The organism is Paracoccus sp. MBLB3053 (assembly GCF_031822435.1).
Classification (GTDB): domain Bacteria; phylum Pseudomonadota; class Alphaproteobacteria; order Rhodobacterales; family Rhodobacteraceae; genus Paracoccus; species Paracoccus aurantius.
Genome location: NZ_JAVQLW010000001.1, coordinates 1832478 through 1847424, shown reverse-complemented (window position 1 = coordinate 1847424; position 14947 = coordinate 1832478). Strand labels below are relative to the sequence as shown.

12 protein-coding genes are annotated in these 14947 nt (G+C 64.1%); 4 read left to right on the top strand and 8 right to left on the bottom strand.

Annotated elements, in window-relative coordinates; translation table 11 throughout:
• Positions 1 to 36: 36 nt before the first annotated feature.
• On the bottom strand, positions 37 to 1461 hold the full coding sequence (locus tag RGQ15_RS09230) for an inorganic phosphate transporter (RefSeq protein ID WP_311159916.1): 1425 nt from the start codon (positions 1459 to 1461) through the stop codon (positions 37 to 39).
• 409 nt (positions 1462 to 1870) lie between these two features.
• Between RGQ15_RS09230 and RGQ15_RS09225 the strand changes: the two genes are divergently transcribed.
• Entirely contained in the window at positions 1871 to 2611 is a 741-nt protein-coding gene (locus tag RGQ15_RS09225; protein WP_311159915.1) for a gamma-glutamylcyclotransferase, read from the top strand.
• A 51-nt stretch (positions 2612 to 2662) separates the two neighbouring features.
• Here RGQ15_RS09225 and RGQ15_RS09220 read toward each other — a convergent pair whose 3' ends face one another.
• Positions 2663 to 3607 (bottom strand): ring-cleaving dioxygenase, encoded by a 945-nt coding sequence (locus RGQ15_RS09220; RefSeq protein ID WP_311159914.1) that lies wholly within the window; start codon positions 3605 to 3607, stop codon positions 2663 to 2665.
• A 96-nt stretch (positions 3608 to 3703) separates the two neighbouring features.
• Here RGQ15_RS09220 and RGQ15_RS09215 point away from each other — a divergent pair, with 96 nt between their 5' ends.
• Together RGQ15_RS09215 and RGQ15_RS09210 are read left to right on the top strand one after the other, a co-directional pair.
• Positions 3704 to 4681, top strand: coding sequence for a LysR family transcriptional regulator (locus tag RGQ15_RS09215; RefSeq protein ID WP_311159913.1), 978 nt, complete (start codon positions 3704 to 3706; stop codon positions 4679 to 4681).
• Between the two features lie 2 nt (positions 4682 to 4683).
• On the top strand, positions 4684 to 5703 hold the full coding sequence (locus RGQ15_RS09210) for an LLM class flavin-dependent oxidoreductase (protein ID WP_311159912.1): 1020 nt from the start codon (positions 4684 to 4686) through the stop codon (positions 5701 to 5703).
• A gap of 3 nt (positions 5704 to 5706) precedes the next feature.
• Here RGQ15_RS09210 and RGQ15_RS09205 read toward each other — a convergent pair whose 3' ends face one another.
• From RGQ15_RS09205 to RGQ15_RS09195, 3 genes are read right to left on the bottom strand one after another with little or no spacing between them, the layout of a single operon-like run.
• Positions 5707 to 6270 carry a HutD/Ves family protein gene (locus RGQ15_RS09205; protein ID WP_311159911.1) on the bottom strand — a complete coding sequence of 188 codons (564 nt, stop codon included), beginning with the start codon at positions 6268 to 6270 and terminating at the stop codon, positions 5707 to 5709.
• Complete coding sequence (locus RGQ15_RS09200) at positions 6267 to 6965, bottom strand: response regulator transcription factor (RefSeq protein WP_311159910.1); 699 nt, start codon at positions 6963 to 6965, stop codon at positions 6267 to 6269. The genes RGQ15_RS09205 and RGQ15_RS09200 overlap by 4 nt, the downstream gene beginning before the upstream one ends.
• Positions 6962 to 8482 carry a sensor histidine kinase gene (locus RGQ15_RS09195; protein WP_311159909.1) on the bottom strand — a complete coding sequence of 507 codons (1521 nt, stop codon included), beginning with the start codon at positions 8480 to 8482 and terminating at the stop codon, positions 6962 to 6964. The genes RGQ15_RS09200 and RGQ15_RS09195 overlap by 4 nt, the downstream gene beginning before the upstream one ends.
• A 147-nt stretch (positions 8483 to 8629) precedes the next feature.
• Between RGQ15_RS09195 and RGQ15_RS09190 the strand changes: the two genes are divergently transcribed.
• On the top strand, positions 8630 to 10531 hold the full coding sequence (locus RGQ15_RS09190; protein WP_311159908.1) for a potassium transporter Kup: 1902 nt from the start codon (positions 8630 to 8632) through the stop codon (positions 10529 to 10531).
• Here RGQ15_RS09190 and RGQ15_RS09185 read toward each other — a convergent pair.
• The 3 genes from RGQ15_RS09185 to RGQ15_RS09175 all read right to left on the bottom strand — a co-directional run bounded on the left by RGQ15_RS09185 (position 10528) and on the right by RGQ15_RS09175 (position 14947).
• Positions 10528 to 11553, bottom strand: coding sequence for an AbrB family transcriptional regulator (locus tag RGQ15_RS09185; RefSeq protein WP_311159907.1), 1026 nt, complete (start codon positions 11551 to 11553; stop codon positions 10528 to 10530). The two genes, RGQ15_RS09190 and RGQ15_RS09185, sit on opposite strands and share 4 nt — an antisense overlap.
• Before the next feature lie 71 nt (positions 11554 to 11624).
• Positions 11625 to 13394: an acetyl/propionyl/methylcrotonyl-CoA carboxylase subunit alpha gene (locus RGQ15_RS09180; protein ID WP_311159905.1), complete on the bottom strand. Its 1770-nt coding sequence runs from the start codon at positions 13392 to 13394 to the stop codon at positions 11625 to 11627.
• Positions 13391 to 14947 (bottom strand): 5-oxoprolinase subunit B/C family protein, encoded by a 1557-nt coding sequence (locus tag RGQ15_RS09175; protein ID WP_311159904.1) that lies wholly within the window; start codon positions 14945 to 14947, stop codon positions 13391 to 13393. Before RGQ15_RS09175 ends, RGQ15_RS09180 begins: the two co-directional genes overlap by 4 nt.

The following is a 14947-nucleotide window of genomic DNA, read 5'->3' as shown; positions in this document are numbered from 1 at the left end:
AGGGAATGTCTTAGGGATGCACAGGGAGTCTTAGCCTCAGACCATCATGACGTGCAGCACCAGCGCCGCCGCAAAGGACAGGATGACGGTGCCTGGCAGCGTCGTTACCCAAGCGATCAGAATGCGTGAAATGGTGTTCATCTGCATTCGGTCACCAGAGGATTTCACCGCTCCCGCCACCCCGGATGTCAGCACATGGGTCGTCGAAACCGGCACGCCCCCGAAATCCGCCGCCCCGATCGAAACCATTGCCGCAGCCTGAGCGGCGAGGCCTTGGGCGGGGCTCATGGGCCTGTCGCCCATCTTTTCGCCGAGGGTCAGGACGATCCGCTTGTAGCCGACCATCGTGCCCACCCCAAGTGCCACAGCCGACAGCAGGATCACCCAATAGGGCACATGCTGGATCAGCCTTGTCATGGCATCATAGGCATCATCCAGCTTGTCCAGTTCATCGCGGGTCACGACATCACGCAGATCGGGGTTGTCCAACGCCTTGCCCAGTGACTGGTGCAGATCCAGAATCTCGGTACGGAACCGTATCCGTTCCTCGGGCGAAACCGGCCGCTGCTCGAAATCATGATCCGCCACCTGCCGAACATGTCTCAGTTCCTCAACGTACAGTTGGGCCCGCGGAACCGCGGGGTCGTTGAGATGGGCGTCGACGACATCCCGCATCTCTTGAATGACCTCGATCGTGCGTCGATAGCTCGCGGGGTCTTTTACGGGGTCGATGGCGAACACGCCCGGCGCCAATCCCATCAGCGCCATCAGCATCAGGCCGATCGATTTCTGCCCGTCATTCGAGCCATGGAGAAAGGACACTCCGGCTGCTCCGGCGATCAGGCTTGCCCGGATGCCCAGGGGCGGTCGGACACCTGCGGCATGAGGTTCGTAAATTTCCGGCCTGTGAAAGCAGCACCGCACCAGCCTGTAAAGCGCCCAGGCCAGGACAAAGCCAAAGATCGGCGAAATCATCAGCGTGAAAAGGACCTTGCGGCCTTCATGCATGTTGATCTGCTGGGCGATGGGCTCTCCCACCAGAAGCGCATGCGCCATCGAAACGCCCATCACCGCACCTATATAAGTATGCGTTGTCGAGTTCGGGATGCCATACCACCATGTCGCGAGGTTCCAGAGCACTGCCGTCCCGATCAGCGCAAGCATGAGCGACGCATCATGCGCGGTATCGATCCCTGCGATCATGCCCTTTGGAAGCATGAAGACAATGGCGAAGGCAACCGCGGTTCCACCCAGAACCACGCCCAGAAAGTTCATCAGCGCCGATAGCGCGATCGCAAGCGCGGGCTTCATGGAGTTCGAGTAGATGACCGTCGCCACGGCATTCGCGGCGTCGTGAAATCCGTTCACCGCCTCCTGCAGGACGATCAGGGCGAACACGATCAGCAAAGTGATTGTCGCCAATTGTGGAAGATTGGCCAATATTTCCTCGACTGCGGTCATCGGGCAGTCCCTTCGGCATGGTTGCTGTAACTGCGCAGGGCATGGAAACCCGACCTGCCAAGGCTGATGACATCATGCCGAAAAGGGCAAGGATCGACACAGGCAGGCGGTTTTCGATCGCTGCCTTGAAAACGACGGGCAGAAAGCAACCATCCCGGAAATTGCCGTTTCGAATCAAGCGACCACTCGAAGCTTCGATGAGACCCTGCCTGAACGCGACGGGAAATGACAAATGAAAGTGATCGCAGGAACCGTTCCCACAATGCTGAGCCATGTGACGACGCTGCAGGGAAGCTGACCAATTCCGATGCGCAGCGCGGCAGGCGCCCCAAAGGGCCGCGTTCAGGCTTGCGCGGTCAGGCCAAACCCGTTTTCCTCGGGCCGGGGGGATGACCAGGCGGAGAATGCGATGCACGAAGTCGAGAGCGATGGCGTCAGGGTACTTCGGCAGATGGTCCTGACCCCCGACCATGTCGCCTTGACCCTGCGGCCCGAGCCCGACCATGGACCGGAACCGGGCTGGACGCTTTTGAGCGATGACGAGATAGATCAACTCGCCCAGAGACTGGCAAAGGAATCCGGTGATGGGCCTTTATGGGTTTTCGCCTATGGATCTCTGATCTGGAAGCCCGATTTCGACGCGATCGGCCACCTGCGGGCCAGCGCCTATGGCTGGCACCGTTCCTTCTGCCTTCGAATGAATCGCTGGCGCGGTTCGCCGCAGCAATTCGGGCTGATGATGGCGCTTGAGCGTGGCGGGCGCTGTGACGGGGTGGTCTACCGCGTGCGCGACGATGACCGTCTGGACCAGATCCGGCGAATGGTCCGCCGCGAGATCCGCTTTCGCGACAATATCGGTATGGTGCGCTGGATCCGCGTCCATACAACGCAAGGCAGAATGCCCGCCCTCGTCTTCTGGGCTGGACCGACCGGAGAACGAATCCTGAGCCGGCTGCCCCTGGACGAGGTGGCGCATGTCCTCGCGCGGGCCTGCGGTCCAGCGGGGTCCTGCGCGGAATACCTGTTCAACACCGTTCTCCACCTGAAGGAATTCGGCATTCACGACCGCAATCTCTGGCGCCTGCAGGAGCTTGTCGCGAGGGAGATCGAGGATCTGCATTTTCCGCTGTCGGGCGAGGCTGCAGAATGAAAAGGCCGCCGGATGTCCGGCGGCCCTGTCACGGCTCTTGCACCGCATGGCCTAGTCGAGCGGCTTCAGGTCCGCTTCAATCTGGGCCCGGCGCGGCTCGAGGAATGGCGGCAAGGACAGCCGTTCACCCAGCGCCTCGATAGGCTCATCGACGGCGAATCCCGGATCGTCCGAGGCAAGTTCGAACAGGTTGCCACCCGGCTCCCGGAAATAGAGCGAGCGGAAGTAGTAGCGCTCGACCTCGCCGGAGCTGGGGATGCGCAATTCGTTCAGCCTTTTGGCCCATTCGTGAATCGCGGGCTTGTCCGGCACGCGGAAGGCCACGTGATGCACCGCGCCCGCACCCTGACGGGCGACAGGAAGATCGGGCTGAACCGCCACATGCAATTCCGCAGAAGGCCCCCCCGCGCCCATCTCGAAGACATGGACGCTGCCCTGCCCGTCCGGGCTGGCATAGTCGCGCACCTTGCGCATGTTCAAAACATGGGTCAGCACGATCTCGGTCGGGGCGAGATCAGGCACGGAAATGGTGATCGGGCCAAGGCCGTGGATCTGGTGCCGCGCCGGGACCGGGCTTTTTTCCCAGATACTGGCCGTGTTGCCGGCAACATCCTCGGTCAGGCGAAAACGCTGGCCTTCCGGGTCCTCGAAATCGAGACTGGTGCGTCCATCGAGCGTCCCGAGGGCGCCCGTGACAAGACCCTGTTCCCCCAGCCGCGAGGCCCAATAATCGAAGCTGTCCTTGCCGATCCGCAGACCCGTCCGACTGATCGAATGGGTGCCGCGGCGTTCTCGCGCGGCCGGCCAGTCGAAGAAGGTCAGGTCCGTACCGGGCTGGGCCAACCCGTCGGCATAGAACAGGTGATACGCGCTGGTATCGTCCTGGTTCACGGTCTTCTTGACCAGCCGCATCCCCAGCGTCTCGGTATAGAAGCGCTTGTTCTCGCGGGCCTGGGCGGTGATCGCGGTAAGATGGTGTATTCCGGTGAGTTCCATGACGGGTCTCCTTTCGCTTGCGGACAATATCGGCGCGGCCCCGGATTTCGGCCACAGCACCCTGCGCGAACCTCGTGTTCGACAGAAGCGAACGACATGGCCTTGGACGATCGGCATTCCTCGCCTATCTTCCCTCGCATGCGGTATGATCTCGACGATCTGGAAACCTTTCTGGCGGTCTTGGAACTGGGCACCGTCACGGCCGCCGCAGCACGCATGAACCTGTCGAAATCCGTCATCAGCAAGCGCATCACCGATCTTGAAGCCACGCTGGGGGCCGCACTTTTCCGACGCAGTGCAGGACGCATAGCCCCGACCGAAGCAGCCTTGCGACTGGCCGAACGCCTGCGGCCCGCCCTGAACGAACTCGTCGCGGCGGCCGAAAGCACCGCATGGGACATGGACGGCGTTGCCCCGCTGCGCGGCAGCCTTTCGATCTCGGCACCGATGAGCTTCGGCATCCTGCACCTAGGCCCGATCATCGCCCGCTTCGCGGCGCAGAATCCCGAGCTTTCCATCAGCGTGGATTACGACGATCGCACCCGTGACCTCGCGCGCGAGGGTTTCGACATCGCGATCCGGATCGGCAAGCTGCGCGACAACGCCTTGATGCAGCGCAAGCTTTGCGAGGATGAAAGCGTCGCCTGTGCGAGCCCCATCTATCTGGACGCCCATGGTCGCCCCGAAAGCCTGGCTGACCTGCGCGACCATCAGGTAATCGGCTACAGCCATCAGCCGAACAGCCAGCTTTGGCAGTTCCAGGACCGCGAACGCTATGTCTCTCCGCTGGTCGAGGGCAGGATCACGGTGAACAACGGAGAAGCCATCCGCGACCTGGCGATCGCGGGGTTGGGGCTGGCGATGCTGCCCGGCTTCATCGTGGCACCCGCGCTCGCCGACGGGCGGCTGGAACGCATCCTGTCCGGCCAACCGACCCGGCGCATGCCCATCGTCGCCGTCTGGCCGCCTGTCAATCCAATACCCGCCAAGCTGCGCCGCTTCATCGACCATGTCGCGGCGGAACTCAAGGAACCTCCGTGGCGCAAGGCTGCCGCGCCTGCACTGCTAGGATGAACATGAAGAAAATCGGATTTCTGTCCTTTGGCCATTGGTCGCCCGAGCCGGGCTCACACGCGCGCAGCGCCCAGGACGTCCTGCTGCAATCGATCGACCTGGCTGTCGCCGCCGAGGAACTCGGGGCGGATGGCGCCTATTTCCGCGTGCATCACTTCGCCCGCCAGCTCGGATCACCCTTTCCGTTGCTCGCGGCTGTCGGCGCGCGCACGAAGACGATCGAGATCGGCACCGCCGTCATCGACATGCGCTATGAAAACCCGCTTTACATGGCCGAGGATGCGGGGGCGGCCGATCTCATCTCGCAGGGTCGCCTGCAACTGGGGATCAGCCGCGGATCGCCCGAACAGGTGATCGATGGCTGGAGATATTTCGGCTATCAGCCGGCCGAAGGAGAAAGCGATGCCGACATGGCCCGCCGCCATGCCGAGGTCTTCCTGAATGTCATCCAGGGGCATGGATTTGCCAAGCCCAATCCCCGCCCGATGTTTCCGAACCCGCCGGGCCCTCTGCGCATCGAACCCCATTCACCGGGCCTGCGCGAGCGGATCTGGTGGGGTGCGGGGTCGAACGCAACGGCGAAATGGGCGGCGACGCTTGGGATGAACCTGCAAAGCTCGACACTCAAGGATGACGAGAATGGCAAGCCCTTCCATGTCCAGCAGGCCGAGCAGATCCGCACCTATCGCGAGACCTGGGCCGAGATCGGCCATGAACGCGCGCCTCGCGTATCGGTCAGCCGCTCGATCTTCCCGCTGATCGACGACCGCGACCGGATGTATTTCGGACGTGGCGGCAAGGAAAGCGATCAAGTCGGCATGATCGACCAGACCCGCTCGATCTTCGGTCGCGGCTATACGGGCGAACCGGAAAGGCTCATCGAAGAGCTGCGTGGCGACGAAGGCATCGCCGAGGCCGACACCCTGCTTCTGACAGTGCCGAACCAATTGGGCGTCGATTACAACGCACATGTCATCGAAGGCATCCTGAAGCATGTCGCACCGGCGCTTGGCTGGCGCTGAGGCTCAGACGCGGCGGATCTCGATCATCCAGCCGCCCGCGACGGGCTCGGGTGGAAGCACCGCATCGGGACCGTCGCAGATCAGCGCGTCCAGCGGGGCCAGGTCGAAATCCTTCCCCCCGGCGCGCAAGCTCAAGCGTTCGGTCGCAAGAACCAGCCGCAGGTCGCATGGGGCGGTCGCGGTGTCGTCCGAACGGATCATCCGGTGGGCATGAACACCCCGCCGCGTCATCACGTTCAGGTCAGTGATCGGCCCGTCGATGAGGCGGGCCGAACTGGGAATGTCGGCAGGAAAGGCCAGGGGCGGGTCATCAGGCGTCAGCCGATGAAGGCCATGCTTCTGAACCTGCAATTCAATCCCCGCACCGCTCAGCACCGCCAAGGTCCTGTCGATGCCGGGAAAGATCGAAAACTCGCCATCCTCCGCCACACCAGCCATGCTGATCCGCCATGCGAACGCGTCAAGCCCCGCCCCTTCGGGGAAGACCGCAATCTCCACGGTTTCGCCACGACCGTTCTTCCACGGCATGCGCCGATGTCCGTCGGCGCGAAGGATACGGATGGTCACAAAGTTCCTCCTTCGGGCTGGACCCAGCGATAACCGATACCCGGCTCTGTCAGGATCAACGCGGGCTTTGCCGGGTCCAGTTCCAGCTTCTGCCTGAGCTGGCCCACGAAGACGCGCAGATAGGGCACATCATCGACGTGAGCGGGGCCCCAGACCAGCGCCAGAAGCTTGCGATGCGTCATGACCCGGCCGGCATTCGACGCAAGGGCGGCCAACAGGTCGAATTCTTTTGGGGTCAGCCGCAATGGCTCGCCGTCGCGGCTGACCTGATGCGCGGCCAGATCGATCACCAGCCCGTCCTGCCGAATGACATCCGGCCGGGCGGCGCGGCGCTGACGCAGGCTCACGCGCAGGCGCGCGAGCAACTCTCCGATGCCGAAGGGCTTGGCCACGAAGTCATCGGCCCCGAGATCAAGCGCCATGATCTTCTCCATCTCCTGATCATGGGCCGAAAGCACGATGACCGGCAAGTCCGAGCGCAGGCGCAGCCGCTCGATCACTTCCTTGCCGTTCATGTCGGGCAGACCCAGATCCAGGATCATCAGGTCCGGTTCATGCGAGGCGATGCCCGCCAGCGCTTCGCTTCCGCTGCCGGCAAGCACGGTGTCATACCCCGCCGCCATCAGCGCATGGCCAAGGAAGCGTTGGATCTGTGGTTCGTCATCGACGATCAGGATGGTCTGGCGTCCGTTCATGCGCGATGCTCTTCTGGCACCGGCAGGCGGATTTCAAGGACCGCGCCACCCTGCGCGCGATGGCCCGAGGCAAGCGTTCCGCCAAGCGCAAGCGCGATACCCTTGCTGATCTGCAGGCCAAGGCCCGAAACCTGCGGCACCCGCGTCATGCTGTCGGATGTCAGCCAGTCGGCGATCGGATCGGGCAAACCGCGTCCGCGATCCGTGACCGACAGGACCAGCGTGCCACGCTCGACGCTTCCGGCGACCCTGATCACGCCCGGCGCGTATTTCACGGCATTCTCGATCAGGTTGAAGATGGCCTGCTCCAGCAATCCAACCTCGGCGCGGACCATCGGCAAGGGCGGAATGGTTGCTTCGATCCGGGCGTTCGGCCAAGACCTTCGCGCCCGCGCCACTGCCGCCAGCGCGGCGTCTCCGGCATCGACCCAGGCCATGTGGATTTCGCTGCCGGCTTTCAGCCGGGTCAACTGCAACAGCTTTTCGACATATCGCGCCAGACGCTCTGCCTCTTCCTCGATCGCGACAAGCAGATCGGCCTTGGCGGCTGGCGGCAAGGTCTCGCCCAGTTCGCGCAGGGTGGTGACAGATCCCAGGATCGTCGCCAGAGGCGTGCGCAGATCATGCGACAGCGATGACAGCAATGCCGCCCGCATCTCCTCGCTCGTGGCGCGGCGGCGCTCGGCTTCGGCTTTTTCGGCCAGGGCCATCCTTTGCAAGGTCTGCCCTGTCTGGCGCAAGATCACGTCGATCGCGCTTTCGCGCCAGCCGTGATCGCGACGGTCCGCTGGAATCCGGGCATGACCGATGACCGGACCGGGCGCGTCCTCTGCCCCGGTCGCGACAGGATAGAATGTCAGGCGCGATCCGTTCCAACCCTGCGCCGAAGCGAATTCAGGGCGGCGGCGCCGAAAGGCCGCATCGGCTGCCTCAAGCTCGCTGGCTTCGGGAAGGTAATCTTCGGGCTCGGCGGCCAGAAGGCGCAGCCGACCCTCGACCGGCGAAAGCGCGATCGACGGCCCCCGCGACAAGGCATTCAGATGGCGCACCGCGACTCGGGCGACATCCGAGGGTGCGTCCGCGCGCGAAAGCTCGATCGACACACGGGACAGAACTTCAAGCGCGGCCGCCCTTCCCTGAGCTGCATCCACCTGTTCCCGCAATCGGCCCGAGATCAGACCTGTGATTGCCGCGGCCAGCAAGAAGACCCCCAAGGTGATGACATCTTCCGGCTTGGCGATGAAAAGCGTGAAATGCGGCTCGAAAAACATGAAGTTGAAGCCCGCCAAGGCCCCGACTGCACTGGCGATCCCGACCCAGAAGCCGAAGCAGGCCGCGCTGATCAGGACGGCGATCAGAAACAGCAGGATCGCCACGGATTCCGGCAGGACATGGCGCGCCGACCCCACGAGTATCGCGACCGCGGTCAGGATCGCGCCGGCGCCGACGAAACCGCCCAGCGTGGGCGGGCTGATCCATCGGCGATCGTCCTTCAGCGGAGAGATTTCCTGGTCCATGTCCCGGATCTGGCGACAAGCGGGTGACCTTGTCCACAGTCTTTATGGCTTCCTTACGAGAGGCCCGCAAATTCGCATCGAACCTTTACGCTGCTCTGCGGCATCTTCCGGATCTTGTCGGGAATCCTCCCGCTATCGGAACTCAAGATGGCCAGCCTCGATTCACATCTTCCTGAAGCCCAACCACAACGTGCGGGTGTCGCTTCCTTGTCTCTCGCTGCGATCGGCGTCGTCTATGGCGACATCGGCACATCCCCCCTTTACGCTTTCCGCGAGGCGATCCTCGCGGCAGGCGCGCGGCATGGCGGGGTGACACGCGCCGATGTGCTTGGTGTGCTGTCGCTGATCATCTGGGCGCTGATCCTGGTCGTCACATTGAAATATGTGCTGATCCTGCTGCGCGCCGATAACGAAGGCGAAGGCGGCACGCTGTCGCTGCTCGCCCTGGCCCAACGCTCCATGGGCAAGCCCAATCGGGCGATCCTCTTTGTCGGCATGATCGGCGCGGCGCTTTTCTACGGCGACGCGGCAATCACACCGGCCATTTCCGTGCTTTCGGCGATCGAAGGGCTGAAGCTCGTGACTGACCAGGTCGATCCATTCATCGAGCCGATCGCGATTGCCATCATCATCGGCCTTTTCCTCGTGCAGAACCGTGGAACCGAGGCAGTGGCGCGCTTCTTCGGGCCGATCACGCTGGTCTGGTTCATCGTCATGGCCGCCGGAGGTACCCATTGGATGGTGCAGAACCCCGAGGTCCTGACGGCGGTCAACCCGGTCCACGCGATCCGCTTCGTCGCGGACAACGGCACGCTCGGGCTCATTGTCCTGGGGGCAGTGTTCCTGGCCGTGACCGGGGCCGAGGCGCTTTATGCCGATATGGGCCATTTCGGACGCAGGCCGATTCAGCTCGCCTGGCTGTTCGTGGCCTTCCCTGCCTTGCTTCTGACCTATTTCGGCCAAGCCGCGCTGGTCCTGTCCAACCCCGAGGCGATGGCGAACCCGTTTTACCTCCTGTTCCCAAGCTGGGCGCTTCTGCCGGTGGTGATCCTTGCAACCATGGCGACGATCATCGCCAGCCAGGCCGTCATCACGGGCGCCTATTCGCTGACGCAGCAGGCGGTGCAGCTGCGCTTGCTTCCCCGCATGAAGATCCGCCACACCTCGGACGAACATCAGGGCCAGATCTACATGCCGGGCGTGAACCGCTGGCTGATGTTCGCGGTGATTGCCCTCGTCGTGCTTTTCGGTTCGTCCTCGAGCCTTGCGTCGGCCTATGGGATCAGCGTCACCGGCACGATGGTGGTGACGGCCACGCTGGCCATGGTTGTGGCGCACAAGCACTGGAAGCTTCCGATCTGGCTTTCGGTCGCGATCATGCTGCCCTTCCTTCTGCTCGACCTGATTTTCCTGGGCGCCAACCTCATGAAGATCGGCGATGGAGGCTTTGTGCCCCTGGGCATCGCAGCCGTGATGCTGGTCATCATGACAAGCTGGGTGCGGGGCACGGCAATCGTCTCGGCAAAGGATCGCGAGGCCGAACTGCCGCTGGGCACGCTTCTTGACCAGGTCGAGCAATCAGACCGCCTCGTATCGGTGCCGGGAACGGCGGTCTTCCTGACCTCGACACCCGATCTCGCGCCGGCCGCGCTGCTTCACAGCCTCAAGCACTTCAAGGCGCGGCACGAACAGAACGTGATCCTGACCATCACGACGGCAGACGTGCCTCGGGTCGCCCTGTCCGAAAGAGTGCAGATCGAAGAGGTCAACGAACATTTCCGTCGCATCCTGCTGCGTTACGGCTATGCGGAAGAGCCCGACGTCCCACAGGCGCTGCTGCAATGCCGCAGGCAGGGGTGGAAGTTCGACATCATGGCGACCTCGTTCATCCTGTCCCGCCGCCGCATCCGGATTTCGACCCGCAGCCGGGTTCCGGGCTGGCAGGCGAAGCTGTTCATCGCGCTTTCGCGAAACTCGGCGGCGGCGTCGGACTATTTCCGCATTCCGGCCGGACGCGTGGTCGAAATCGGCACCCAGATGAACATCTAGTCGCGGAAGATGCGCGCCATGACCGGGGCAAGAAGGATCACCAGGACCATGCGCAGCAGGTGGTGGCTGACGACATAGGCAAGATCCGCCCCGGCGATGATCGCGATGACGATCATCTCGGCCTGGCCACCGGGAAGAAAGGCCAGAAATGCATCCAGCCCCGGTGCCAGGTCAAGGTGGGTGATGACCTCGATAAAGACGAGGCTGATCGCTGCAAGCGCAAGCGAATAGACCAGGCCCGCTGAGACATAGAGCCGCAATTCTCGCAGCGTGATGCCGGCATATTTCGATCCGACCGCGATGCCGATGAAATATTGCGCGATCTGGATCATCTCGGCCGGAGGGCGATGCTGGATCAGCCCGGACAGGGACAGGATCATGGTCAGGACCATCGGACCAAGGATCGAGGCGCCGAAGATCCCGATCCGCTCGGCCAGTTGCCAGCCGAGAAAGCCGCAGGCGCACATCAGCACAATCTCCTGCGGGGCGACGCTGCCGATCGGCTGGCCAGGAGGCTGCGACAGGTCCAGGCCCCAGGATACCGCCATGATCAGGGGGGCAACCGTGACGATGACAAGAACCCGTGTCGCGTGGATCAGCGACAGCGCGCGAACATTCCCGCCGGCTTCCTCGCCAAAGACAAGCATGTCCTGCAACCCGCCCGGCATGGCCCCGTACCAGGCCGTCGCATGGTCAAGGCCGAACGCCTTGCGAAACAGCGGATATCCGATCAGCGCGATCACCCCGATGAAGACCGGAACGAAGGCGAGCGAGGCTGCCATTTCGGGAAGCCCCGCCAGCACCTCGGGCGTGATCGAGGCCCCCACGGCGACGCCAAGGATGGTGCGCATGAGGATGCCGAACCAGCCCGCCCCTGCCATCGGCACGCCGGCGAGCGCGGCAATCAGGCAGGCCAGCATCGGCCCGAGCAACCACGGAAGCGGCAAATGCAGCGCCAGGAACAGCGCCCCTCCCGCCGCGGCAATGGCAAAGGTCAGGAAACGGCGTCCGGCAAGGCTCATGGAAGTCTCGGAAAAAATGCATGTGCACTCTTTCCGCCTTGCCGGGTCGATGTCAAATCGCCGCGCGCGGATCAGATGATCCGTGCCACTTCCGCACCATAGGCCAGCACCTTTCCCGCCTCGGCGAGCTGCTCAAGACGACCCGCGCGATGCGCTTCGATCCGGGTCTCCATCTTCATGGCCTCGATCACCGCAATGACTTGTCCCGCCTCGACCTCGGCCCCGGCCTCGGCCTGCCACAGCGTCAGCGTTCCGGCGACCGGCGCGGTCACGACAGATGCATCCGCCTCGGGCTCCGCATCGAGGACGACGCTGCGATCCCCCGCAGGCAGGGCCGCCAGCAGGTCGGCGGGCAGGCCCAGCTCATGCCGCTTGCCATCGATTTCGACCGCCAGCCTCAGCGTTTTCGACGGGGTTGCGGGGCTGACCCGGGCATGCGGCTTCATGGCCTTCGCAAGGGCATCGGCGAAGTCGGTTTCGATCCAGCGGGTATGAACGCGAAACTCGCCATCTTCGGCACGGAAATCGGACTGCTCCAGCACCTCCCGGTCGAAGGGCAGGACCGATGCCACGCCTTCGATGCGAAACTCGCGCAGCGCGCGGGCCGCGCGGGCAAGAGCCTCGGCGCGGGTCGCCCCTGTCACGATCAGCTTGGCCATCATGGAATCGAAGGTCCCCGGCACGACCGAACCCGAGGTCACGCCGCTATCCACCCGGATACCCGGCCCCGAGGGCGCGTCGAACACGTCAATCGGACCGGGTGTCGGCAGGAAGCCGCGCGCCGGGTCCTCGGCGTTGATGCGGAACTCGATCGAATGGCCACGCGGGGCGGGCACGCTGTCATTGGCAAGACGCGCACCCTGTGCAATGCGGATCATCCCGCGCACGAGATCGATCCCGGTGGTTTCCTCGGTCACGGGATGCTCGACCTGCAGGCGGGTATTGACCTCGAGAAACGAGATCGTGCCATTGGCCGACAGCAGGTATTCCACCGTTCCGGCCCCGCTATAGCCGGCATGGGCGCAGATCCGGCGGGCGGAATCATGGATGCGGTCGCGCTGCTCGTCGGTAAGGAAAGGCGCGGGTGCTTCCTCGACCAGCTTCTGGTTGCGTCGCTGCAGCGAACAATCGCGCGTTCCGATCACCTTGACCGTGCCGTGACGGTCGGCCAGCACCTGGGCTTCGATGTGGCGTGGGCGATCCAGGAACTGTTCGATGAAGCATTCGCCGCGACCAAAGGCGGTCAGCGCCTCACGCGTGGCGCTTTCGAAAAGCTCTTCCACCTCTTCCAGACGCCATGCGACCTTCATGCCGCGACCGCCGCCTCCGAAGGCCGCCTTGATCGCGATGGGCAATCCATGCTCGCGGGCGAAAGCCAGCGCTTGGGCCGAGGTTTCGACCGGACCGGGCGTTCCTGCAACAAGGGGGGCACCAACGGCTTCGGCGATCCGCCGCGCCTCGATCTTGTCGCCAAGTGCCTCGATCACCTTCGGATCGGGACCGACCCAGATCAGCCCCGCATCCTGCACGGCCTTCGCAAAATCGGCGCGTTCAGACAGGAAACCGTAGCCGGGATGAATTGCCTCGGCACCAGAGGCCTTGGCGATCTCGATGATCTTTTCGGCGTTCAGGTAGCTGTCGGCGGGCTTGTCACCCCCCAGCGCATGCGCCTGATCGGCCATGCGCACGAACAGCGCGTCGCGATCGCTGTCGGCATAGACCGCGATGGCTTCGATGCCCTCGTCGCGGCAGGCGCGGATGACGCGCACGGCGATTTCACCGCGATTGGCAATCAGCAGTCGGTTCAGCGGACGTTCGGGGCCAGTGGCGAAAATGGTCATGCGGGCCTCGCAGGGGTAATCGGGGTGAAGTCTTGGTCGGCGGTGAAGCGGATGCGCGCTCCGGGCGGGATCTGGCCTGCCAGATCCAGCGCCGAGGGCAGCAGCGTCGCGATCACGGGATAGCCGCCGGTCAGCGGGTGGTCGGCCAGAAACAGGACGGGCTGGCCGGAATGCGGGATCTGGATCGCGCCGGTTTCCGTCCCCTCCGAGGGAAGCTCGGTCGCATCCTCGCGGGTCATCGGCTGGGCACCTTCCAGGCGAATGCCCACGCGCGAGCTTTGCGGCGTGACCAGCCATTCCTGCGTCAGGAAATGTCGGACCATCTCGGGCGTGAACCAGTCGGCGCGCGGCCCCAGGGTGACGGGGAGTTCGACCAGATCGCCCGACTTTGGCAGCGCGGGCTGGTCCTGCGGTTCGGCGACGGCCCCGGCAGGAAGCCCGGCAAGACCGAGCGCGGCGCCAGCGCTCAGCGCGTCGGGTCCGACAAAGGCCAGCGTGTCGGTCGAAGCCGAACCCAGCACCGGCTCAATCTGGAAACCGCCCCGCAGCGCAAGATAACTGCGCATTCCGGCTGCGGGGGGCAGGATCACAAGCTCATCCCCGGCATCCATGGCGAAGGCTGCGCCAGCGGGAACGGTTGTGCCCGCCACGCTTGCCGTAGCCGCACCGCTGAGCGCCAGTGTCACCGCGCATTCAGCGCGCAGCTTGACCGGGCCAAGGGTGATTTCCAGCGCGGCACTGTTCGAAGGGTTGCCGACCGCGCGATTGGCACGATGCAGCGCACCCATATCCAGCGCGCCCGAGGCCGAGACGCCCTGGCCTCCCTGCCCCGGACGCCCTTCGTCCTGAAAGAGGATCGGATAGGCGGTCGAGACAACCTTGAGAACCGGTTCCGTCACCTGCGCAGGCAATGCGGCGGAAGGGTGGATTTCAGCCGCCCCCTCGACGAAGCGGGCGCGAATGCCCGGCCGCAGCAATGCCGGCGGATCGCGGCTCAGATCCCACATCGGCACTTTGGTCGTCCCGATGAGCTGCCAACCGCCCGGAGTTTCCTGCGGATAGATGCCACAGAACCGCCCGGCCAGCGCGACCGATCCCGCAGGGATACGTGTCCGTGGTGCCGCTCGGCGCGGCAGGTCGAACCGGGCATCATCGCAGGTCATGTAGGCAAAGCCCGGCGCGAAGCCGCAGAACGCCACCTGCCAGGTCGTCGCCTGATGCGCCGCGACGACCTCGGCGACGCTCAGCCCCATATGCCGGGCGACCTCATCCAGGTCCTCGCCCTCATAGGTCACGGGAATTTCGACCGTCTCTAACGGTCCATCCTCGCGGACCGTGCCGGGGGCGGGCTTGCGGCGGGCGACCTGCCCAGCCAGAATGGCATCTGCGCCGTAGCCGGGCGCCATGCGGATCATCAGGGTGCGCGCAGCAGGCACGATTTCGGCCACGCCCTCGACCGGGTCGGCCAGAAGCGCGTCGAACAAAGCCAGCGTCTCGTCCAGATCGGCAAGTTCGACCAGGATCGTGCGCGGCCCGACGGGAAGAAACTTCAT